This window comes from Aquitalea sp. ASV15 (assembly GCF_016429115.1).
GTDB lineage: Bacteria > Pseudomonadota > Gammaproteobacteria > Burkholderiales > Chromobacteriaceae > Aquitalea > Aquitalea magnusonii.
This window is the reverse complement of sequence record NZ_JAELTZ010000186.1, coordinates 1-314: the sequence shown is the minus strand read 5'-3', so window position 1 is coordinate 314 and position 314 is coordinate 1. Positions and strand designations below refer to the sequence as shown.

The window sequence follows — 314 nt, the reverse complement described above, 5'->3', positions numbered from 1 at the left end:
CCCCCCCCCCCCCCCCCCCCCCCCCCCCCCCCCCCCCCCCCCCCCCCCCCCCCCCCCCCCCCCCCCCCCCCCCCCCCCCCCCCCCCCCCCCCCCCCCCCCCCCCCCCCCCTTTTTAATGATCCGGCGCCCACCGAGATCTACACTGTTGTTCGTTCGTCGGCAGCGTCAGATGTGTATAAGAGACAGGTGCTGGCGCGCGCTGGCTCTTGCCTTGCAGCCAGTTGCGCAGCAGGCGGCTGCACAGCGGGATGAAGCAGAACACCATGGCCGGCGTCAGCAGCAGGGTGCTGCACAGCACGCGCAGCACCAGCGG

General features: G+C 75.2%; 1 protein-coding gene. It reads right to left on the bottom strand.

Features of this window, described 5'->3' with window-relative positions:
• Positions 1 to 113: 113 nt before the first annotated feature.
• A partial coding sequence (locus JHD64_RS21445) for a hypothetical protein (protein ID WP_199055691.1) occupies positions 114 to 314 on the bottom strand: 201 nt, incomplete at its 5' end.